General features: G+C 64.4%; 18 protein-coding genes. 3 read left to right on the forward strand and 15 right to left on the reverse strand.

Features of this window, described 5'->3' with window-relative positions:
* Positions 1–219: 219 nt before the first annotated feature.
* Positions 220–1,125, forward strand: coding sequence for a LysR family transcriptional regulator (locus tag AC3WLP_RS00080; protein ID WP_012051988.1), 906 nt, complete (start codon positions 220–222; stop codon positions 1,123–1,125).
* A gap of 59 nt (positions 1,126–1,184) precedes the next feature.
* Here AC3WLP_RS00080 and AC3WLP_RS00085 read toward each other — a convergent pair whose 3' ends face one another.
* Entirely contained in the window at positions 1,185–2,063 is an 879-nt protein-coding gene (locus AC3WLP_RS00085) for a DMT family transporter (RefSeq protein WP_003256106.1), read from the reverse strand.
* A gap of 245 nt (positions 2,064–2,308) precedes the next feature.
* Here AC3WLP_RS00085 and AC3WLP_RS00090 point away from each other — a divergent pair, with 245 nt between their 5' ends.
* Positions 2,309–3,133, forward strand: coding sequence for an aldo/keto reductase (locus AC3WLP_RS00090; protein ID WP_088512324.1), 825 nt, complete (start codon positions 2,309–2,311; stop codon positions 3,131–3,133).
* A 14-nt stretch (positions 3,134–3,147) separates the two neighbouring features.
* Here AC3WLP_RS00090 and AC3WLP_RS00095 read toward each other — a convergent pair whose 3' ends face one another.
* The 5 genes from AC3WLP_RS00095 to AC3WLP_RS00115 all read right to left on the reverse strand — a co-directional run bounded on the left by AC3WLP_RS00095 (position 3,148) and on the right by AC3WLP_RS00115 (position 8,428).
* The gene (locus AC3WLP_RS00095; RefSeq protein ID WP_088512325.1) at positions 3,148–5,247 is read right to left on the reverse strand and encodes a putative bifunctional diguanylate cyclase/phosphodiesterase; all 2,100 of its coding nucleotides are present in this window, start codon (positions 5,245–5,247) and stop codon (positions 3,148–3,150) included.
* Between the two features lie 160 nt (positions 5,248–5,407).
* A complete protein-coding gene (locus AC3WLP_RS00100) occupies positions 5,408–5,902 on the reverse strand; it encodes a GNAT family N-acetyltransferase (protein ID WP_014756248.1) in 495 nt (164 codons plus the stop codon).
* 117 nt (positions 5,903–6,019) lie between these two features.
* Positions 6,020–6,955: a catechol 1,2-dioxygenase gene (gene catA, locus AC3WLP_RS00105; RefSeq protein ID WP_014756247.1), complete on the reverse strand. Its 936-nt coding sequence runs from the start codon at positions 6,953–6,955 to the stop codon at positions 6,020–6,022.
* A 43-nt stretch (positions 6,956–6,998) separates the two neighbouring features.
* Positions 6,999–7,289: a muconolactone Delta-isomerase gene (gene catC / locus AC3WLP_RS00110; protein ID WP_088512326.1), complete on the reverse strand. Its 291-nt coding sequence runs from the start codon at positions 7,287–7,289 to the stop codon at positions 6,999–7,001.
* Between the two features lie 17 nt (positions 7,290–7,306).
* The gene (locus AC3WLP_RS00115) at positions 7,307–8,428 is read right to left on the reverse strand and encodes a muconate cycloisomerase family protein (protein WP_003256112.1); all 1,122 of its coding nucleotides are present in this window, start codon (positions 8,426–8,428) and stop codon (positions 7,307–7,309) included.
* Positions 8,429–8,563: 135 nt separating this feature from the next.
* On the opposite strand from AC3WLP_RS00115, the gene catR reads away from it, so the two are divergent.
* Entirely contained in the window at positions 8,564–9,436 is an 873-nt protein-coding gene (catR, locus tag AC3WLP_RS00120) for an HTH-type transcriptional regulator CatR (RefSeq protein ID WP_003256113.1), read from the forward strand.
* Positions 9,437–9,568: 132 nt separating this feature from the next.
* On the opposite strand, the gene AC3WLP_RS00125 is transcribed toward catR, so the two are convergent.
* From AC3WLP_RS00125 to AC3WLP_RS00165, 9 genes are all read right to left on the reverse strand, one after another.
* Positions 9,569–10,411 carry a helix-turn-helix domain-containing protein gene (locus tag AC3WLP_RS00125; RefSeq protein ID WP_003256114.1) on the reverse strand — a complete coding sequence of 281 codons (843 nt, stop codon included), beginning with the start codon at positions 10,409–10,411 and terminating at the stop codon, positions 9,569–9,571.
* Positions 10,412–10,464: 53 nt separating this feature from the next.
* Positions 10,465–11,877, reverse strand: coding sequence for an aminotransferase (locus AC3WLP_RS00130; RefSeq protein WP_012051980.1), 1,413 nt, complete (start codon positions 11,875–11,877; stop codon positions 10,465–10,467).
* Positions 11,878–11,911: 34 nt separating this feature from the next.
* Entirely contained in the window at positions 11,912–13,015 is a 1,104-nt protein-coding gene (locus AC3WLP_RS00135) for a polyamine ABC transporter substrate-binding protein (protein WP_088512327.1), read from the reverse strand.
* A gap of 416 nt (positions 13,016–13,431) precedes the next feature.
* Positions 13,432–14,133 (reverse strand): NAD(P)H-dependent oxidoreductase, encoded by a 702-nt coding sequence (locus AC3WLP_RS00140; protein ID WP_017148265.1) that lies wholly within the window; start codon positions 14,131–14,133, stop codon positions 13,432–13,434.
* Between the two features lie 43 nt (positions 14,134–14,176).
* The gene (locus tag AC3WLP_RS00145; protein WP_088512328.1) at positions 14,177–15,589 is read right to left on the reverse strand and encodes an aldehyde dehydrogenase family protein; all 1,413 of its coding nucleotides are present in this window, start codon (positions 15,587–15,589) and stop codon (positions 14,177–14,179) included.
* Positions 15,582–16,772: a pyridoxal phosphate-dependent aminotransferase gene (locus AC3WLP_RS00150; RefSeq protein WP_014756241.1), complete on the reverse strand. Its 1,191-nt coding sequence runs from the start codon at positions 16,770–16,772 to the stop codon at positions 15,582–15,584. Before AC3WLP_RS00150 ends, AC3WLP_RS00145 begins: the two co-directional genes overlap by 8 nt.
* 24 nt (positions 16,773–16,796) lie before the next feature.
* Positions 16,797–18,026: an alanine racemase gene (gene alr / locus AC3WLP_RS00155; protein WP_088512329.1), complete on the reverse strand. Its 1,230-nt coding sequence runs from the start codon at positions 18,024–18,026 to the stop codon at positions 16,797–16,799.
* A gap of 34 nt (positions 18,027–18,060) precedes the next feature.
* On the reverse strand, positions 18,061–19,668 hold the full coding sequence (locus tag AC3WLP_RS00160; RefSeq protein ID WP_012051975.1) for a 5-guanidino-2-oxopentanoate decarboxylase: 1,608 nt from the start codon (positions 19,666–19,668) through the stop codon (positions 18,061–18,063).
* On the reverse strand, positions 19,661–21,778 hold the full coding sequence (locus AC3WLP_RS00165; protein ID WP_088512330.1) for an acetate--CoA ligase family protein: 2,118 nt from the start codon (positions 21,776–21,778) through the stop codon (positions 19,661–19,663). The genes AC3WLP_RS00160 and AC3WLP_RS00165 overlap by 8 nt, the downstream gene beginning before the upstream one ends.
* Between the last annotated feature and the right edge of the window lie 5 nt (positions 21,779–21,783).

The raw sequence follows: 21,783 nt of genomic DNA on the forward strand, positions 1-21,783 counted from the left end.
GCGGAATTCGCGGGGCCACGAGAAAGACTAGCCGAGCTTGGGCAGAGTTCTAATAGAGTGGCTGTTGGAGCCTGATAGGCTGGCTCTGTCAGGCGCAGGCCTGTATCGGCCTCATCGCGGTCAAGCCCGCGATGAGGCCGGCACATCCATACAAGGCACAGGGCCCTGCACCCTGCTTCAATACACAGCCATACCCTTTGCCCAGGACGCCGAGCCCTCATGAACCGCAATGACCTGCGCCGCGTCGACATGAACCTGCTGGTACTGTTCGAAGCCCTGATGATCGAACGCAACCTGACCCGCGTGGGTGAAAAGCTGTTTATCACCCAATCCACCGTCAGCGCCGCCCTCGCCCGCCTGCGCGAGCTGTTCGACGACCCGCTGCTGATCCGCAGCGGCCGGGCCATGGAACCCACCCCACGGGCCATGCAGATCTTTGCTGAACTGGGCCCGGCCATGGACGTGATTTCCGCCGCCATCAGCCGCGCCCGCGAGTTCGACCCGGCCAACAGCTGCAACGTGTTCCGCCTGGGCCTTTCTGACGATGCCGAGTTCGGCCTGTTTCCGGCCCTGCTGCAGGCCCTGCGTGAAGAAGCCCCCGCCATTAGCGTGGTAGTGCGGCGGGCCAATTTCCTGCTGATGCCGGGCCTTCTGGCCAGCGGCGAGATCTCGGTAGGTGTGAGCTATACCACCGACCTGCCGGCCACCGCCAAGCGCCGCAAGCTGCGCGACATCGGTGTACGGGTGCTGCGCGCCGACGACCGCCCGGGGCCGCTAACCCTCGACGAATACTGCGCCCGCCCGCACGTGATGGTGTCGTTTTCCGGTGACATGAGCGGCAACATCGACCTCGACCTGGCACGCATCGGTCGTTGCCGCAAGGTGGTGCTGGCGGTGCCGCAGTTCGGTAGCCTGCGCGCCCTGCTGCGCAACACCGAGCTGATCGCCACGGTGCCGGACTATGCCGCTTGTGCCCTCGCCGACGACGGCAGCCTGCGCGCCGACCCAGCGCCGTTCGACATCACCGAGGCCGAGCTGTCGATGGTCTGGAGCGGCGCCCAGGACAACGACCCCGCCGAGCGCTGGCTGCGCGACCGCATCCTGCAGTTCATGGCCACGCCGTGATGCCCGCTTCGCAGCACAACGCTGTTGCTACCGGCCGTAAAGCCTGAAGTACGCAGCTGCTATTTGCTGCGCTGCATCCACGCTGCGCCAAGCCCACTGAGGCAGATCACCAAAATCCCCACCAGGCTCAGGGTATCTGGCACCTGGCTGTACACCACGAAGCCAAGCAACCCGGCAAACACGATCTGGCAATAGCTGAACGGCGCCAGCAACGCCGGCGCTGCATGGCGGAAGGCCTGGGTCAGCAGCAGGTGCGCAGTCATGCCAAAGCCCCCCAGTGCCAGCATCAACAGGGCATGGTCCCAGCGCGGCACTTCCCAGAAGAACGGCACCAGCGCACTCATTGCCAAGGTGTTGCACAGCCCCGCATAGAAGTTGCTGGTGGTCGGGCTGTCATGCGCCGCCAGAATGCGCGTCAGCAACTGATAGAAGCAGAAGCCCAACGCCGAACCGAACGGATACAGAATGGCCGGGGTAAACATCGCCCCACCCGGGTGCACCACCACCAGCACGCCGATAAAGCCCATGACCACCGCCACCCACTGCCCCACTGTCACTCGCTCTTTGAGCAGCGGCGCCGACAGCGCGGTGACCAGCACCGGGGCAAGGAAGTTGACGGCCGTGGCCTCGGCCAGTGGCAGGTATTGCAAACCGGTCGTGAACAGCAGGCTGGTGCTCAGCAGGCTCAGGGCCCGCAGGGTCTGCAGTACCGGCCGACGTGTGCGCAATACATTGAGCCCAGACTTGGGCAGGAAGATACCGGCCATCAGCAGCGTGTGCACCACATAACGCGCCCACACCACCATGACTATCGGGTACAGGCCACCCAGGAATTTGGACAAGGCATCGTGGCTGGCAAACAGGAACGTCGCCACCACCACCAAAGCGATGCCGCGCAGGGGTTGGTTGACGCCGGACAGCGGTGTGCTGGAACTCATGGCTCTCTCGATGACGGCGCGGCAACATGCCCCGCCCAAGGAAGACCGCGCAGGCATTGCCTAGCGGATGTAACAGCTGGGATTCTAGAAGAGATGCCGCAGCATAAGGAAGTTCATTTGCCGCTTGCCCCGGCCAAGTGCAATTTCTGTTCGGTGATCGACCACTTTTCACCTTGTAAGCATGGCCCGTGCACTGTCGATCGCCGACCATCGACCGACCCCTGCCCACCCTACAAGGAATTTACATGCAAAGGCTCAGCACCCGCACCGGCCTGGACCTGCCCGCCATCGGCCTGGGCACCTGGCCAATGACCGGCAGTGAATGCACCCAGGCCGTGCGCCAGGCACTGGACGTGGGTTACCGGCATATCGACACTGCCACCGCCTACGAAAACGAAGCAGCCGTTGGCCAGGCGCTGCGCGACAGCGACGTGCCACGCGAGCAGATCCACCTGACCACGAAGGTCTGGTGGGACCGCCTGGAGCCCAACGCCATGCGTCAGTCGCTGGAAGACAGCCTGCGTGCGCTGGGTACCGAACAGGTCGACCTGTTCCACATCCACTGGCCAGGCAAAGACTGGGACCTGGCCCGCAGCATCGACACCTTGGTAGCCCTGCGTGACGAAGGCAAGGCGCGCCACATTGGCGTGGCCAACTTCCCGTTGGGGTTACTGCACCAGGTGGTGGAAACCCTGGGCGCGCCGTTGTCGGCGATCCAGGTGGAATACCATGTTCTGCTCAGCCAGCAACCGCTACTCGACTTCGCTCGCCGCCATGACCTATTGCTCACCGCCTACACCCCGCTGGCGCGCGGCCAGGCAGCGGCGCAGCCAGTGATCCAGGCGATTGCCCGCAAGCATGGCGTACTGCCCAGCCAGGTCGCGCTGAAATGGCTGCTGGACCAGGACGGCGTGGCGGCGATCCCCAAAGCCAGCAGCCGCGAAAATCAGCTGGCCAACCTGGCTGCGTTGACCGTGCAGCTGGATGACGAAGACCGCGCAGCCATTGCCGGGCTGCCGAAAGACCAGCGCGTGGTTAGCCCGCCGTTTGCCCCGGACTGGAACAGCTGAGGCCGCCGCGCAAGTCATTGTTCTTGCGTGATGACCTGCTTCAACCGCTCGCTCGCCGGTGCCGGCCGCCCGTAAAAGAAGCCCTGGAAGTGCGAACAGCCTTCCGCTGCGAGCCGGCGCATCTGCTCCTCCGACTCCACGCCTTCGGCCGTGGTCTTGATCATCAGGCTGTTGGACAGCTCGGTAATGGCGCGAATGATCGACATGGCCTCGCGGCTGTCGCACATGTCATGCACGAACGACTTGTCGATCTTGATCCGGTCGAACGGGAACGAACGCAGGTAACCCAACGATGAGTAGCCGGTACCAAAGTCATCCAGTGAAATGGACACGCCCAGGTCTTTCAGCGCGCGCAAGGTGCGCACGTTTTCCTCGCTGTTGCCCAGCAGTACCGACTCGGTAATTTCCAGCTCCAGCCGCTGCGGCGGCAGGCCCGAGTCGGCCAGCGCGAGGGCGACGGTATGCACCAGATCGCCGTTCTTGAACTGCACCGCCGACAGGTTGACCGACACCGTCTGCTCACTGTCCCAACTGGCCGCCTCCTGGCAAGCCAGATTCAGCGCACGGTTGCCCAGCTCGTGGATCAACCCGGTTTCTTCGGCAATGGGGATGAAGTCCATCGGCATGACCATGCCACGGGTCGGGTGTTCCCAGCGCAGCAGCGCCTCATAACCGGTAACGCTGCTGGTCTGATGATCGACTACCGGCTGGTAGTGCAGCTGCAACTGCCCCAGGTGCAGCGCTGTGCGCAGGTCGGTTTCCACCAGGCGGCGCTGACGGGCGGCAACGTCCAGTTCGACATCAAAGCATTCATAACGATTACGGCCGTTACGCTTGGCTTGGTACAGGGCCATGTCGGCGTAACCCAACAGTTGCTCTGCCTGGTCATTGTCATCAGGCGCGATGGCGATGCCGATGCTCACCCCCACCACGAACTGATGCCCTTCGATCTGGAATGGCGGGCTGATGGCCTTGATCAGGCGCTGCGCGGTATTACACGCGGCATCCCGCCCCTCCAGGCCCGTCAGCACCACGGCAAACTCGTCGCCCCCCAGGCGGGCCAAGGTGTCGTGCTCACGCAGTTCGCGGCGCAGACGCTTGCCCAACTCGCGTAGCAACTTGTCACCAAACGCATGGCCAAGGGAGTCATTGATGTTCTTGAAGTTGTCCAGGTCCAGGCACAGGGCAGCCGTCAGCTTGGCGTTTTCGCTGCCGCGCAACAGGGCCTGGCGTAGCCGTTCGTGGAACAGCGTACGGTTGGGCAGCCCGGTGAGCGCGTCATGGTGCGCCATGTGATGGATCTGCGCATGGGCGGCCAGCTCTTCGGTGGCGTCTTCAGCCACGAACAACACGTAATCGGCCTGCGCCTCGCGGCTCTGGCTGAGCAGGGTACGGCTGCGCAGGGTGCGAGGGCCACGGGCGGTCTCGACGCGCGTTTCGGCGGCGTGTCCCTTGGTGCTGCGGGCACCCCGCACGAATTGCTGCTCCAGGTAGTCACCGGCAGCCGGCGCCAGGCATTCCTTGGGCAACTGGCCGATCATGCTGCGCTGCGGCCCGCCGAACAGGCGTTCGGCCTGCTGGTTGGCCAACAGGATGCGCTGGCTTTCCAGGTCCTGGACGATGACGCTCGCGGGAATGTTGGCAATCACCGAATCGAGAAACTGCGAAAGCTTGGCCATTTCCTGGCTGTACTGCTCGGCCAGCTCTTTGGCCTGCAGCAGTTCGAGCTCCTGGCGGTGGCGTTCGGAAATGTCGCGGGTGACCTTGGCGAAACCCACCAGTTGCCCGGTATCGTCGTACACCGCTTCGATGACCACATGGGCGTGGAAGACCGTCCCGTCCTTGCGCAGGCGTGCGCCCGTTTCTTCAAAGCGTCCGGTGCTGCGCGCCTGCTCCAGGTTTAGCGCCGGCAACCCGGCTACGCGCTCGGCATCGGTGTAGAACAACGAGTAATGCTGGCCGACGATTTCCTCGGCACGGTACCCCTTGGCGCGCTGGGCGCCGGGGTTCCAGTTGGCGACGATACCTTCAGGGGTGAGCAGGTAGATGGCATAATCCACCACGCTCTGGATCAACAGCCGGTACATGATGTCGGGGTTTGCTGCGAGCGACATGAACTTTACCTGAACCTTCGAAGCGCATGAAAAGGGACCCCGGCAAGCGGCGACCGGGTCTTGGAAAGCAATGGTGGCATTATGCCGCTCGCGAGCATTTTGTGAAGCACATCACAAAAATGGCGCTATCCCTTATCCGCACCAACGAAAAGGCGCCCCCTCAATGGCGGGTGCCGGTCACCAGGAAATTGAGCAAGTCCGGCTCATCCCCCAAGGCGATAGCCTGCGCCGGCCGCGGCAGGCTCGCCAGCACGGCATTGCAGAAAGCCACGGCGGGCAGATCCTGTGCGTAGCAACGCAGCAGCCAGTCACCCTCGCCACTCAGCAACTGCAACGCCACCGCTTGGCCGATGCCCTGGCGACGGTACTTCTTCAAAATAAACAGGTCGGCAAGTTCCTGCGCATCGATGCCAGGCAGTTCGCTGCGCTCGACCAGGACGAAGCCGGCGATGAATCCGTCCACCAGCACCAGATACGCGCCCCAGCCGTCGTCCTGCCAGTAGCGTTGCAGGTGCTCCTCGTGGATGTAGAAACGGCCATCCGTCTCGACGTCTTCCTGCTCCCAGTCGGAGGACTCGTAGCAATAGAACTGGTAGAGATTGCGGATCAGCGAAGCCTGGTCGAGGGTGGTTGGCAGCAGCGCGATGGGGAGCATGGTGTGGGAGGCCTGAACAAAAAGACGATTCTAGATCACCCGCCCCTGGCGACAAAAAGCCCGGGACCTCCCCGCACGGAAAGCCCCAGGCAAAATCACAGTGACATAACCTTGAACTCAGCCCTCCTGCAACGCCCGCGGCCGATGGCTTCGCGCCTCGGCGTCAGGCGACTTGGCACCCTGTAAGCGGAAGTCGAATGACAACTCGGCAAAGCGCTCTGCTTGCACGCCGCGGTCGCGCGCCGCCGCCGCATCCTCGACAAAACGCAGTTCGCCGATCAGCCCGTCACGGGTGGCATAGGCAAAGTCGTCCCACAGGTACTTGTCGCCCGCAAAGTTGATCTGCGTAGTCAGGTGGCGGTGCCCCGGTGCCGAGATGAAGAAGTGCACGTGCGCCGGGCGCTGGCCATGGCGGCCGAGCAGGTCCAGGCATTCCTGGGTTGGCCCCTGCGGGTCGCAGCCATATCCCGACGGCACGATCGAGCGAGCGCGATAACGGCCCTCGGCATCGGTAATGATACGCCGACGCAGGTTGAACTCGGACTGTGTCGAATCGAAGTACGAATAGGTGCCCTGGGTGTTGGCGTGCCACAGGTCGACGGTGGCACCGGCCAACGGTTTGCCGTCGGCATCGAACACCCGGCCCTGAAGGAACATCACCACGCCTGGGTCAGTGCCGTCGTCCATGCGCACTTCGCCCTCTGCCAGCGGCGCCCCGGCAACGTACAACGGGCCTTCGATGGTGCGCGGGGTGCCGCCGCCAAGGCCGGCTTCGGCATCCTTGGCATCCTGCAGCAGGTCGAGGAAGTGCTCGATGCCCAGGCCAGCAGCCAGCAGGCCTGCCTCGTTACGGCCGCCCAGGCGGTTGAGGTAGTCCACGGCGTGCCAGAACTCGTCCTCGGTGATGTCCAGGTCTTCGACCAGGCGAGCGGTGTCTTGCAGCACACGCAGAATGATCTGCTTGAAGCGCGGGTTTCCTTCGGCATGGTCCAGGCCAGCCACCCGGTTGAAGAAGGCTTGAATGTCGGCAGTGTGGGAAATTTTCACGGTCATCGTGCTTACCTCGTATTGTTCTTGTCAGGCATACAGGTGCGAATCAGCGATCGTCGCTGTGAATAGACGAGGGATGCCGACACAGGCCGTCGACCTCGATGTCCATGTACGGGAACAGCGGCAGCTGCATCAGCGTGTCATGCAACGTCTCGACGCTGGGCACATCGAACACGCTGTAGTTGGCGTAATGCCCGGCAATGCGCCACAGGTGGCGCCAGGTGCCTTCGCGCTGCAGGCGCTGGGCCAGTTCCTTTTCATCGGCCTTGAGCTGGGCGGCCTTGGCCGGGTCCATGTCGACCGGCAGCTTCACGGTCATCTTCACGTGGAACAACATGGTTATCTCCTTGCTTGTCAGCGACGAGCGAAGCGCGCCAGGCGCTGTTCGTCCAACGTCAGGCCCAGGCCTGGGGTATGGGGGATGTGCAGCTGGAAGTCGCGGTATTGCGGCGGCTCGTTGACGATCTCCTCGGTCAGCAGCAGCGGCCCGAACAGCTCTGTACCCCAGGTGAGCTGGCGCAGGGTGAGGAATGCGTGGGCCGAAGCCAGGGTGCCGATCGAACCTTCGAGCATGGTGCCGCCGTACAAGGCAATGCCAGCGGCCTCGGCGATCTGTGCAGTGCGCAGCACCGCGCGCGGGCCACCATTCTTGGCGATTTTCAGGGCGAAGATGCTGGCGGCGCCGTCGGCGGCCAGGCTGAAGGCGTCCTCGACGCTTTCGATCGACTCATCGGCCATGATCGGTGCCGGGCTGCGCTGGTTCAGGCGCACCTGGCCACCGCGGTTGATGCGCGAGATCGGCTGCTCGATCAGGTCGATGCCGTTGTCGCCCAATACCTGGCAGGCGCGGAGGGCCTGGGACTCGTCCCAGTACTGGTTGACGTCGACCCGCACGCTGGCGCTGTCACCCAGCTCGCGCTTGATCGCGACCACGTGCTTGAGGTCCTGCGCCACCGGGTTGGCGCCGATTTTCAGTTTGAACACCCGATGCCGGCGAATGTCCAGCATGTGCTGAGCTTCGGCGATGTCGCGGGCGGTGTCGCCGCTGGCCAGGGTCCAGGCCACCTCCAGGCTGTCACGCACGCGGCCCCCCAGCAGTTCGCTGACCGGCAGGCCCAGGCGTTTGCCCTGGGCGTCGAGCAAGGCGCTTTCGATGCCGGACTTGGCGAAGGTGTTGCCCTTGGCCAGCTTGTCCAGCTTGAGCATGGCGGCATTGATGTTGTCTGCCGGTAGGCCGATCAGCGCCGGGGCGAGGTACGCGTCGATGTTCGCCTTGATGCCCTCGGGGCTTTCGTAGCCATACGCCAGGCCACCGATGGTGGTGGCTTCACCGATGCCTTCCACGCCATCACTGCAGCGCAGTCGCAATACCACCAGGGTCTGCTGCTGCATGGTGTGCATCGCCAGCTTGTGCGGGCGAATGGTCGGGAGATCGACGATAATTGCATCTATGTGTTCAATCAGCGCGCTTGTCATTGTTGCCAGGTCCCGTCAGGTCGGGCTTACAGTCGTAGGCCCGAGTGATGCGTTTACTTGATTGTTGAAGGATTGCGCGAGACCCTGACGACCGTCCAATATCAAATGAATCTCCCACCATACCCTGGAGGTCTGATGGAGCTGCGCCACCTGCGTTACTTCAAAGTCTTGGCCGAGACCCTGAACTTCACCCGCGCCGCCGAGCTGCTGCACATCGCCCAGCCACCCCTGAGCCGGCAGATCAGCCAGCTGGAGGACCAGCTCGGCACCCTGCTGGTGGTGCGCGAACGTCCGCTGCGGCTGACCGAGGCCGGCCGTTTCTTCTACGAACAGACCTGCACCGTGCTGCAGCAGTTGCAGAACATCAGCGACAACACCCGCCGCATCGGCCAGGGCCAGCGCCAGTGGCTGGGCATCGGTTTTGCGCCCTCTACCCTGTACACCGTGCTGCCGGAGCTGATCCGCGAACTTCGCCAGGACAGCGAGCTGGAACTGGGCCTGAACGAGATGACCACACTGCAACAGGTGGAGGCGCTGAAAAGCGGGCGTATCGACATTGGCTTCGGCCGCATTCGCATCGACGACCCGGTGATTCACCAGCAGGTGCTGTGCGAGGACCCGCTGGTGGCCGTGCTGCCCAAGGGCCACCCCCTGGCGGGCAGCCCGCTCAGTCTGGCCCAGCTGGCTGGCGAAGCGTTCATCCTCTACCCGGCCAATCCCCGGCCCAGCTATGCCGACCACGTGCTGGCGCTGTTCGCCCACCACGGCATGAGCATTCGTGTCAGCCAGTGGGCCAACGAACTGCAGACCGCCATCGGCCTGGTAGCGGTTGGCGTCGGGGTGACCCTGGTGCCAGCATCGGTACAGCAGCAGCACCGTCCCGATATAGAGTATGTCGGCCTGCTTGATAGCGGCGCCGTCAGCCCCATCATCCTCAGCCGGCGCAAGGGTGATGTAAGCCCGATCGTGAAGCGGTGCCTGGCGTTGATCGAGCAACAGGCAATCTGAACACACCATGCCCACAGGGGCTGTATAGCCCTGCCCTATTGCCTATACCTGCCCCGTATACCCATCGGTATAGGGATGTTCCCATTGAGCTGTTTCATGCTGCGACACGTGAATCGCCAGGGCTCAAGACAGTCAATCAGAAATCATCGGCAAATGATCACCGCGTAACCAGTCGATAAACCGTGCAAACAACTCCGATTGCGAGTTGATCCCGAGCTTCATGTACAGGTTCTTGCGGTGCATGCGCACGGTCTCCGGCGAGATACCCAGCTCCTGCGCAGTAGATTTCACCGAGTGCCCGCGCAGGATCATGTGCGCCACTTCCCGCTCGCGGTCGGTCAGCACCTGGCAGCCAAAGCTGTCGAACGCTGCCTGCAGGCTGCCGCGCTCGGTTGATGCAGCGCCCGGTTCCAGGTTGTGCCGGGCATAGCGCCCCAGCAGTTCGCGCACCATCGGCTCCAACGCACGCAACAGGTCGACCTGCCCGGCATTCAGGCGCGTGCCGCTGCAGCCCTGGAACAGGCTCAGCGACAGCTTGCGGCCTGCGCTGAGGTCGACGATGTAGTAGCTGTCTTCACTGCAACCTGTACCCAGGTAATAAGCCTTGTAGTAGTCGCTGTCGAAGAAGTTGTCGGGGGCGATTTCCTGCAGGTGGTAGAAGCCTTCGGCCAGGCCGCTTTGCACGGCAAGGCAGAAAGGGTCCAGCAGGTAGCCGGCGCTGAAATAGCGCTCCAGCACGGCAGCCCGGTGCAGTTCAGGAATGCCTTGCTGGTACAGCAACTGCGGTGCCCGCCCCTGGCACTCAAGGCTGATCATCATCGACTCCACCTGCACCAACTGGCCGATGGCAGCGGCCACATACTCCAGCGCCTCGGGGGTTTCGCCATGGGCCAGGGCGCGCTGCAATGCCACGTGCCACTGCTGCAGCGCGCCCATTGTGAGGGTAAGCGGGGTATCGGGGGAGGCTTGGGTCATGCCCGGCAGTCTAGCCTGCCAGGCACGCCCGCGCACAGCCCTTTGCGCCAGGTTCATCGGCCTTGGTACAGGCCAAGCGCCGTGAGTTCACGCGCGGTTTCGAGGATACACTGGCGCAGGGTCTCGACGATCTCGTCCACCTGCGCATGGGTGATGATCAACGGTGGCGACATCACGTTCAGGTGCATGATCGGGCGCACCAGCAACCCTTTTTCCTGCGCCTTGCTGTGGATGCGTTCGCCGATGTTCACCTCATCGGCGAACAGTGCCTTGCTGGCCTTGTTGGCGACGAACTCGACACAGGCCATCAGCTTCATGCAGCGCACATCCCCCACCAGCGGCAGATCGCGCAGGCTCTGCAAGCGTTGCTCAAGGTAACCCCCCACATCGTTGACATGATCGAGCAGTTGCTCGCGCTCGATGATCTCGATGTTCTTCAGCGCCGCCGTGCAGCACACCGGGTGGCCGCTGTAGGTAAACCCGTGGGTAAAGCAACGACCCTTGCCTGGCTCGGCAATCACTTGCCAGATGCGCTCGGAAAAAATACACGCGCCCAGCGGCAGGTACGCCGAGGTCAGGCCTTTGGCGGTGGTGATGATGTCTGGGGTGACGCCAAACAGTTCCTCGCTGGCGAAGAAGGTGCCCAGGCGCCCGAACGAGGTCACCACTTCGTCGGCGACGAACAGGATGTCGTAGGTCTGGCACAGCTGCCACATGCGCTGGAAGTAGCCCTCGGGCGGAATGATCACCCCGCCCGAGCCCATGATCGGCTCGGCGAAGAACGCCGCCACGTTGTCGGCACCCAGCGACAGGATCTTGTCCTCGAACTCGGCCACCAGGTAGTCGAGGAATTCGGCCTCGTCCATGTCGTGCGGGGCACGGTACGGGTTGGGGTTGGAGACGTGGTGGATCAGGTCGTGGTGATAGTCGAACTCCGGCACCCGGTCGGCGGCCTTGTTGCCGATCGACATGGTCAGGGTGGTGGAGCCGTGGTAGGCGTTGTAGCGGGCGATGATGTGCTTCTTGTGTGGCTTGCCGCGGCAGTTCTGGTAGTACTGGATCAGCCGGTAGGCGGTGTCGACAGCGGTCGAGCCGCCGGTAGTGAGGAACACATGGTTCAAGTCGCCCGGCGCCAGCTGCGCAAGCTTCTGGCACAGTTCGATGGCCACGTCGTTGGCCATGTCGGAGAACGGGTTGGAATACGCCAGCTGGCGCACCTGGTCTGCGATGGCCAGGGCCATTTCCTCGCGGCCCAGGCCGATGTTGGTGCACCACATGCCGCCGACGGCATCGAGGAAGCGGTTGCCGTGGGTGTCACGAATGTAGGCGCCCTCGCCGGCGACGATGTTCAGCGCGCCTTGCTCGCGGTGCTCGTCGAACACATGGTAGCCGTGCATGTAGTGGGCCTTGTCGGCCTCCACCAGCGGGTCGTGGGCGATAGCGAATGCTGTGCTTGGGGTGGCCATGGGCAGCTCCTTGGCGAGAATGTTTGGGCAGTGTTCAGAAACCGGTCTTGACCGTGCTCCAGACCCGGGTGATGGCGCGCATGTCCTTGGGGCTCTGGGTTTTCTGCGCGAACAGGCGCTCACGGGTTTGTGCGTCGGGGTAGATGGCCGGGTCCTGGCGGATGTCGTCACGCACCAGCGCGGTGGCGGCGGCGTTGCTGTTGGCGTAGTGGATGTAGTCAGTGACCTTGGCCATGGTCTGCGGCTGCAGCAGAAACTCGATGAAGCGGTGGGCGTTGGCCGCGTGCGGCGCATCCTTGGGGATGTACAGGTTGTCGAACCAGATCAGCGAACCTTCCTGGGGGATGAAGAACGACAGTTTGATGTCCTTCTTCGCTTCCACCGCGCGGGCCTGGGCGGTGGCATAGTCACCGGACCAGGTCAGCGCCAGACAGACATCACCATTGGGCAGGCTGGTGAGGTAATTCACCGAATCGAACTTGCGAATGTAGGGGCGGATGCCCAGCAGCAGTTGCTCGGCCGCCTTGAGGTCGGCAGGCGACGCGCTGCGCGGGTCCTTGCCCAGGTACTGCAGGGCCAGCGGAATGACCTCGGTGGGCGCGTCCATCAGGGTGACGCCGCAGTCGGCGAAGCGCGAGACGATCTTGGGGTCGAACAGCATGGCCAGCGAACCGATCGGCGCGTCGGGCATGCGCGCGGTGATCTTGTCGACGTTGTAGGTTACCCCCGAGCTGCCCCAGGTATAGGGCGCCGAGTACTTCAGGCCAGGGTCGTAGCCCTGCAGGTTGTTGACCACCTGCTGATCGAGGTTTTGCCAGCTAGGCAGTTGCTCCTTGTCCAGTGCCTGGAACACGCCGGCGCTGATCAGCGGGGGGACCAGCGAGGCGTTGAGCATGACCAGATCGTAGCCGGAACGGCCGGTGAGCAGCTTGGTCTGCACGGTTTCGTAGCCATCGAAGGTGTCGTAGATGACCTTGATGCCGGTGGCCTTCTCGAAGTCGGCCAGGGTGGTTTCACCGATGTAGTCGGTCCAGTTGTACAACCGTAACGTGTTACTACTGCCCACCTCTGCCGCCTGGGCCAGGCTGGCGCCAGACGCCAGCAGCAGACCGCCAATCACCTTCAGTACCTTGCGCATGGCAACTCCATCGTGTGAGTGCTCCGGATCGAGCCGATGGGTTCACTATCGGTGGATTCGTCCAGGGGTGACATACCCCGAATGTGTGGGTGGTCGTTTTTTGGCAGGTGGCGCTGGAAGGTTTGCAGAACATCGTATGCTGACAAAATGTTGGGGCTGCTTTGCAGCCCTTTCGCGACACAAGGCCGCTCCCACAAGGACGGCGCAGCCTTCGAAGCTGGCGGTAATCCTGTGGGAGGACGGCGCAGCCTTCGAAGCTGGTGGTAATCCTGTGGGAGGACGGCGCAGCCTTCGAAGCTGGCGGTAATCCTGTGGGAGGACGGCGCAGCCTTCGAAGCTGGCGGTAATCCTGTGGGAGCGGCCTTGTGTCGCGAAAGGGCCGCAACGCGGCCCCAGTGTTCAGTACAGGAGAAAGGTCACGTCAGCGGGTACAACGCTTCATCGAACTGCGCCAGGCGCGGGAACACCAGTGGCTGGTCGTCCGAGAGCTGCTCCAGACGCTGCCGGTATTGCTGCAGAAAGTCCTGCCGCGCAGCAGCACTGATGTAAGGCACATGCCAAGCCACGAACGGCGGCAGCACTTCGAACCCGACATAGGCCAGCGTGCCCCGCAGGATCGGCCGCAGCATGTCTTCCAGCGGCCCGTGAATCGCGCCATCGCCAAACATGTGCTCGCGCCCGCCCAGGGTCACGGTCACCAGCGCCCTCTTGCCGGCCAAGCCGCCCTGGTCGTAGAAGCGCTTGCCGCCATAGCACACCCCCGACACCAGCACACGGTCGATCCAGCCCTTGAGCATGGCCGGGGCCGAGAACCAGAAGATCGGGAAGTTCAACACCAGCAGATCGGCCCACAACAGCTTGTCCAGCTCCTGCTGGATATCTGCGGCAATGGCACCGCGCTTGACGCCCTGACGCTGCTCCAGCGCATACACGAGGTACTCGGGGTTCTCGCGCTGGGTAAAGTCATCGGCACTGGCCACCGGGTTCCAGCCCATGGCGTACAAGTCACTGACCTGCACCTGATGACCTTGGGCACGGAAGGTTTCCACAGCCTGGTCACGCAGGGCTGCCGTGAACGATTGCGGTTCGGGGTGAGCGTGGACGATCAGTACATTCACAAGCATTCTCCTCACACAAAACAGGTTATCTTGCCGCAGTGGTTCAGCACTGCACCGCTTTGACCTCGACGAACTCCGCCAGGCCCTCCTCGCCCCACTCACGGCCGTTGCCCGACTGCTTGTAGCCCCCGAACGGTGCCTGGTAGTTGAACGCGCCACCGTTGATGAAGCACTGCCCGGCCCGTATCTCCCGCGCCAGAGCCAGGCCCTGCTCGCGGCTGCCGGCCCACACTGCACTGGACAAGCCGAATGGCGAGTCATTGGCCAGGGCCAGTGCCTGGGCTTCATCGGCATACGGGATCAGGCACAGGACCGGGCCAAAGATTTCCTCCTGGGCGATGCGCATGCGGTTGTCGACGTCGGCGAACAATGTCGGCGCCACGTAGAACCCGCGCTCGATGCCGCCGTGATCACCGCCGCACAACAACCGCGCGCCTTCCTCCTGGCCCAGGCGGATATAGTCAAGCACCGTGCGCCGCTGGCCTGCAGAACACATCGGCCCAAGGAAGCTGGCCGGGTCACGCGGGTCGCCCATGACCAATGCACGGGTCTCGGCCTGGGCAATGTCCAGCGCCTCGGCATAGCGGCTGGCCGGCAGCAGCATGCGGGTCAGCGCCGTGCAGGTCTGCCCCGAGTTGATCATCACGTCCTGCACGCCATGGCGCACCGCAGCCTGCAGGTCAGCGTCGGCGGTAATCAGCAGCGGCGACTTGCCGCCCAGTTCCAGGCATACCCGCTTTACCGTCGGTGCTGCTGCCTGCGACACCCTGACCCCGGCGCCGGTGGAGCCGGTAAACGACACCATGTCCACCTGCGGGTGCCGGGCCAGCGCCTCGCCGACCTTGGCCCCCGGGCCGCTGACCAGGTTGAACACACCCGCCGGCAGGCCAATGGCCTCGATCATATCGGCCAGCAGGAACGCGTGCAGCGGTGTTTCCTGGCTGGGCTTGACCACCACCGTACAACCCGCGGCCAGGGCTGGCCCCAGCTTGCCGATCATCTGGTGCAGCGGGTAGTTCCACGGGTTGATGAATGCGCACACGCCAACAGCATCGCGGTACACCAACGAGTTGCCGACTTCGCGCACCTCGTCCATCAGCCCGGCCAGTTCGGCGTATTGCTCCAACCCGGCAATCGGGCCTTCGACTTGCACCGCCTGGCACCACTGCACCGGCATGCCCAACTCGTCGGTGATGACCGCTGCCATTTCCGCCACACGGTTTTTCAGCTGCGTGGCCAATGCCCGGATGTACCCTGCGCGTACGCTGGAAGGTGCGCGCGACCAGCTATGAAAGGCCCTGCGCGCCGCCATCACCGCCCGTTCGACATCGGCCTCGTCCCCCAGCGGCACACGGCCGATGACCTGCTCGCTGGCGGGGTCGATCACCTCGGCCATGCCCTGCCCGCTCGGCACCTGCCAGGCCCCGTCGATGTACAGCCGTGCATACTCACGCATCGGTCTGCCCCTGCATCAGCTCGCCGGCGCAGCGGGCAATGCGCTGGCAGGCATCGGCCAGCGCCTCATTGCCCAGCACCAGGCCCAGGCGGATATGCCCGGCAGCGCTCGGGCCGAATGCCTCGCCGGCGAGCACCGACACGCCTTGGCTGTCCAACAGGTAGTCGGCGAAAGCCTGGGCGCTAAGGCCGGTTTCACGGATGTCGACCATCACGAACATGCCACCATCGGGCTTCAATGCCTTGAGGCCCGGGCAGCCGGCCAGCTGCTCGCACACTAGATCGCGCCGCTCGCGGTAGGCTTCGCGCATGGCGTCCAGCTCGGGCAACGGCTGCTCCAGCGCCACCACGGCGGCATCCTGGACGAAGTCCGGCAAGCCGTAGAGCATGCACAGGGCGAGGTTTTCCAGATGCGTGGCCAGTGCTGTCGAGCTGACCACCCACCCCATGCGCCAGCCGGTCATGGCATGCGACTTGGACAGGCTGTTCAACGTTGCAGTGCGCTCGGCCATGCCCGGCAGGCTGCCGGGGCTGACATGCTCGCCTTCATACAGCAGCTCGCTGTAGACCTCGTCAGAGATCAGCCACAGATCATGGGCAATGCACAGTTCGGCCAGCGCCTCCCAGGTGGCGCGCGGCAGGCTCGCCCCCGAAGGGTTGTGCGGGCTGTTCAGCGCCAAGGCGCGGGTGCGCGGGGTAATGCGCTCGGCGACGTCACGCGGGCACACGCGAAAGCCATTCTCGGGCTTGACCGGTACCGGTACCACCTTGGCGCCACAGGCGCCGAACACGGCCTCGTAAGTGACATACATCGGTTCGGCAACGATCACCTCATCGCCTGGGTCGAGTATGCACTGGGCCACGCAGAACAGCGCGCACTGGGCACCCGCCAGCACGGTCACCTGGTCGACGCTCACCGCCTGGCCACTGCGCTGCCGGTGACGGTTGGCGATGGCCTGGCGCAGCGCCAGCTTGCCGCGTACATCGGCGTAATGGGTATGGCCAGCGCGCAGGCTGTCGATGGCCGCCTCGACGATAGGCGCGGGGGTGTCGAAGTCCGGGTCACCCACCGACAGCAGCAGGATGTCCTTGCCCTCGGCCTGCAGCGCAAGGGCGCGGTAGTGGATGTCCCAGGCCGCGGCGCCGTCGCCGGCGATGCGTTGGGTGAGCTTGGCGTAGCGCATGGCAATCTCCTTTCAATGGCGGTTTCAGTCGACGAGGATCTTCGGGTTGGAACTGCCCCATACGGTGTACAGATCGGCGAGCAACGCGCCGTTGATTTCTTCCATCTCGGCCTGGGTGATTTCGCCCCCGGCCTGCTTGCCAAACAGCACCACTTCGTTGCCCCCCTTCACATCAGGGAAGTCGGTGACATCGACCATCAGCGTGTTCATCGACACCTTGCCCACCACCGGCACACGGTGGCCGTTGATCAGCACATGGCCCTTGTTGGTGAATACCCGGCGGTAGCCGTCGGAGTACCCGACCGTAATGTTGGCCAGGCGCGAATCACGGGCCAGGGTGAAGGTGCGGTCATAGCCCACGGTGTTGCCAGCCGGATAGCTGTGCACCGCAGCCACGTGCGATTTGAACTGCATCGCACGCTTGTACTCGGTGCGCGCCGGCACGGTGTCGCCGAACAGCGCGCCCCCCGTTCGTACCATGTCCAGGCGCGCTTCCGGCACCTCCAGCGTAGCGAACGAGTTGGCGGCGTGCAGGGTGAGCTTGCTGCGGTCGAGCTTCGCGTGCTTGATCAACCAGTCGGTCTGCTCGTTGAAGGCCGCCAGGCCCTTGCGGACATCGTCCTTGTCTTCCACGGCGAAGTGGGTCATCAGCGCGACCAGCTTGAGGTGCTTCTGGTCGGTGATCTGCAGCGATTCGCCACGGCCGGACCAGGTGGCCATCTCCACCCCGTTGCGGCTCATGCCGCTGGAGTTGAGCGCCATGTGAATGCGCAAGGTCTTGCCATGGCGCGCGGCGATGGCATCGGCCTGGCGGGCAAATTCCGCGCTGCCCACCAGCTCTTCCATGTCGTACTGCAAGCCATCTTCCAGCTCGCTTAGGCTGGCCAGGCGTACCCGCACCAGTTGCCCGGTGAAGCCACTGGCGCGGACCACGCGGGCCTCCTCGTTGCTGGCCACCGCCACGCAGGGCACGCCCTGGGCGATGATCGATGGCATTACCAGGCCGATACCGTGGCCATAGGCATCGGCCTTGAGCACGGCGCACAGCTTGGACTTGCCGGCCAGCTCGGCCTGCAGCGTGCGGATGTTGTGCTGCAGGGCGCTGGCGCTGACTTCGACCCAGGCATTGCTGTTTTGCACGGTCAGGGCGTTGGTACCGTTGTCCATCGACAACGGGGGGGCGGCATACAGTGGGGCTTGGCCGGTGATCAGCAGGGCCAGGGATGCGGCCAGAAGTGTACGGCGAAATGGCATGTGGGTTTCTCTTGTTCTTTTGGTTGTTCGCGGCTTAACAGACGCAGGTGTGTTTGAGTTCGATGAAGGTCACGCCGGGTGTGGCGAAACCGCTGGCCAGGTCGGCCTGCAGCGCGTCCAGATCACGCGGCTGGCGCACCGCGCAACCAAAGGCACGGGCCAGGCCGATGAAGTCCGGATTACGCGGCAGCACGCCGACCGGCTCGATGTTCAGGCCGAGCATGTCATCGCGGATCTGCCCGAGGGCGTCGTTGTTCCACAGCAGCACCACCAACGGCCGGTCCAGTTCCTCTACAGCCGTGGCCAGCTCCTGGGCGGTATAAAGGAAACCGCCGTCGCCCACCAGCACCAGGCCTGGGCGATGGTCGGTGGCAAGCATGCCGCCAATACCGGCCGGCAGGCCGTAGCCGAGTGTGCCGTAGCCGGTAGGATGCAGCCAGCTGCGCGGCGCCCGGCTGGCGAAGGCGTAGTTGCCGGTGTAGGCCAGTTGGGTCATGTCGCTGCTGATGAACGCATCGTCGGGCAGCACGGCGGCAATGCGGTCAAGAATCGCCTGATGGATGGCCTGCAACGGTGCATGCCCATGACGAATGGCCTGGCGCAGGTCGCTCACCGCTTCGCTGGCCTGAGCAGGGTCTCGGTCGAGTGCTGGCAGGTGTTCGAGCAAGCCGGCCAGGGTTTGCCGGGCATCACCTTGCAAGGCAATGGCACAGGGGTAGAAGTCGTTGAACTTGCGCGGGTCGATGTCCACGCGCAGCAGCTCGCCAGTGATCGGCAGGCGCTCGCGCCAGAAGTCGGTGTCGGCCATTTCGGTGCCCACGGCAAGCACCACATCAGCCTGGCTGATCAGCTGCCAGCCGGGTTCCACGCACAGGCTGGAACCGGCATTCAGGGGCGCCTGCGGCGGCAGCAGGCCCTTGCCGGCCACGCTGGTGAATACCGGTGCCGCCAGCCGGGCGCTCAACTGCGCAAGTTGTTCGGCCGCATGCAGCGCACCACCACCCGCGATGATCATCGGCCGCTCGGCCGCTGCCAGCTTCAGGGCAGCCTGGTCGAGGCTTTCGCGGCACGGCTGGCCACGCTCGGGGCGGCGCACCACCTCATCGCTCCAGTCACGGCTGACGGGTGCGGCCAGCACGTCCAGCGGCACCGAAATGTGCACCGGGCGCGGCCGTTCGCTGTCGAACACGGCCCAGGCGCGGGCGATCAGCTCGGGCAGGTCATCGCCACGCAACGCCACGGCCGAGAACGCGGTGATCGGCGCAGTCATGGCGCGCTGGTCCTGGGTTTCATGCAGGCAGCCCCAGCCCTTGCCCAGGCTGGCGGTGTGGTTGACGCTGGAAATCACCAGCATCGGCACCGAGTCGGCATAGGCTTGGCCGATGGGGGTGGCGACGTTGGTCACGCCTGGGCCGGTAATGACGAAGCACACCCCCGGCTTGCCACTGACCCGCGCATAGCCGTCGGCCATGAAGCCGGCGCCCTGCTCGTGGCGGGTCAGTACATGGCGAATGCCACTGCCCGGCAGGCCGCGGTAAAGCTCCAGGGTGTGCACCCCAGGGATGCCGAACACGGTCTCCACACCGTAGTTGGCCAACAACCGCACCAGCGCCTGGCCGGCCGTCAGGGTAAGGTCATTCATGTCGTTCTCCTTGCGCCTGGCCGAGGCGGATCAGCGCGTCGACCGCGGTGGTGCCGTGGGCACCGACCATCAATGGGTTCACATCCAGCTCCAACAGCTGCCCGGCGTTTTCGCAGGCGTAGTCGGCCACCGCACGGATAGCTGCGACCAAGGCGTCGAGGTCGGCAGCCGGGCGGCCACGGAAGCCTTGCAGCAGGCTGGCACTGCGCAGGTTCAGCAGTGCGGCGCGGATGGCGCTGTCGGTGGTGGGCAACAACAGGCTGACACTGTCCTTGAGCAGTTCGACCAGCACGCCGCCGGCACCGATCACCAAGGCCAGGGCAAAGTCGTGTTCACGTTTGATGCCCACTATCAGCTCGGCCAGCGGCGGCTCGGCCATGGGTTCGAGCAGTACCTGGTCGAACGCGACGTGCGGGGCGTAGGCAGCGATGCGCTGGCGCATCTGCAACAGTGCAGCTTCCAGGGCGGCGGCATCACGCAGGTTCAGCGCCACCGCACCGGCTTCGGTCTTGTGCGGCAGCTGTGCGCTGACCGCCTTCAGTACCAGCGGGTAACCCACGCGGGCAGCGTCTGCCACAGCGCGCTCGGGCGTACTCAGCACACCTGCCGGCACCGGCAGACCGAAGGCGCGCAGGGCCTGCTTGGATTGCCATTCGTCCAACAGTCGGCTTTCGCCCGTGAGGGCCTGCGGGCACAGCGGTACCCGCGCAGCCTCGCCCTGGTCCAGCAACCGCTGGCGGTTCCTTTGGTAAGCGACGATGCGCCCCCAGGCCGCCAGGCCATCTTCCACGCCCTGCAGGGCTGCGATGCCCCGCGCATGCAGGCGCTCACGCGCACTGGCAGGCAACAGTTCCGGGAAAGCCGAGGTGACGAAGCCGATCTTGCCGTGGCGTTCAACGGCATCGCAGTATAGCCCCAGCAGCAGGTCACATTCCTTGCGCTCGCCGGTGAACGCCGCCGGGTAGTCCAGCACCAGCATCGCCGCGCCCGCGGCGCCGCTCAGGGTACTGTCGAGCATGCGTTGCAGGACGGCCTCATCGCCCCAGATGGCAGTGGTGAAGTCCAGTGGGTTGACCAGGTTGGCATAGCCCGGCAACACCTCGGCCAGTGCCGCCACCTGCCCTTGCTCGAGCTTCGGCAGTTGCAGATGGTGGCGTTCGGCATAGTCGGCAATCAGGCCGGCATCGCCGCCTGAGCAGGCCAGCGCAATCAGCTCGCCATCTGCCGGCAAGCGTCCGCAGGCTGCGGCCTTGAGCGTTTCGACAAAGCTCACCGGGCCGCTGACGCGGATCACGCCCAGGCGCTGGAACAGGCTGTCGTACAACGCATCGGAGCCGGACAACGAGCTGGTGTGGCTGAGCGCCAGTTCAGCGCCGATCTGCGAAACGCCCGTCTTCAATGCAATGATCGGCGTACCCTGCTGCAATGCCTTGTAGGCGGCGCGTGCAAAGCCCGGCACGTTCTTCAAGCCTTCCAGGTGCAACCCGATGGCCGTTACCCGTGGGTCGTCGAGCAGCACATCCATCAGCTCGGCCACACCCAGTTGCGCCTGGTTGCCGACCGAGGCCATGTAGGCCACCGGCAGCGAGCGGTCGCTCATGGACAGGTTGTAGGCAAAGTTGCCGCTCTGGGTGAGGATCGCCACGCCCTTCTCCACCTGCTGGCCGCCATGGGCCACCGGCCAAAGGGCTGCACCGTGCAGGTAGTCGAGCAGGCCATAGCAGTTGGGGCCGAGCAGGGCCATGTTGCCGGCCGCAGCGAGCAGGCGCTGCTGCAACTGGCAGCCCTCTTCGCCGCTTTCGGCAAAGCCGGAGGCATAGCAGATGGCACCCCCGGCGCCACGCGCGGCCAGCTCGGCAACGCACTGCAACGTCAGCTCACGGTTGGTGGCGATGAACACCGCGTCCGGGGCGTAAGGCAAGTCGGCCACGCGGGCCACGCAAGGGATGCCTTCCAGGCTTTCATGCTGCGGGTTGACCAGCCACAGCTCACCGCCAAAGCCGCCTTCGGCGCAGCGCTTGAGCGCCCGCGCCATGCTGCGCCCGCCAACGAAGGCCAGGTGCCGGGGCGCCAGCAGGCGCTTGAGGTTGTCACGAATCGATTGCGACATGGGTG

This window comes from Pseudomonas sp. FW305-E2, assembly GCF_058782925.1.